This is a genomic window from Bradyrhizobium jicamae (assembly GCF_001440395.1).
Taxonomy (GTDB): domain Bacteria; phylum Pseudomonadota; class Alphaproteobacteria; order Rhizobiales; family Xanthobacteraceae; genus Bradyrhizobium; species Bradyrhizobium jicamae.
Map to the genome: position 1 here is coordinate 1 of NZ_LLXZ01000205.1, position 244 is coordinate 244.

Here is a 244-nt window from a genome sequence, read left to right on the forward strand (position 1 = left end):
CTGCTTCGGCTGCGGTGGCCGCTTCTGCGCGGCCGGCGGCGGTGCGGTCGCCTTGGCCGGATCGGGCTGCGCGCTGACGATGGTCTGGTCGGGGCCTTTGCAGTCCGTCAGCCAGATATCGTAGACCGGATGCTCGACGCCATGCAGGCCGGGGCTGGCGGCGAACATCCAGCCCGAGAAGATCCGCTTCACTTCGCCCTGCAGCGTGATCTCATCGACCTCGACAAAGGCGTCGGTGTTGGCG

1 protein-coding gene is annotated in these 244 nt (G+C 68.0%); it reads right to left on the bottom strand.

The window, feature by feature from the left end; genetic code table 11:
- A partial coding sequence (locus tag CQ12_RS35225; protein WP_157088688.1) for a DUF2155 domain-containing protein occupies positions 1-244 on the bottom strand: 244 nt, incomplete at both ends.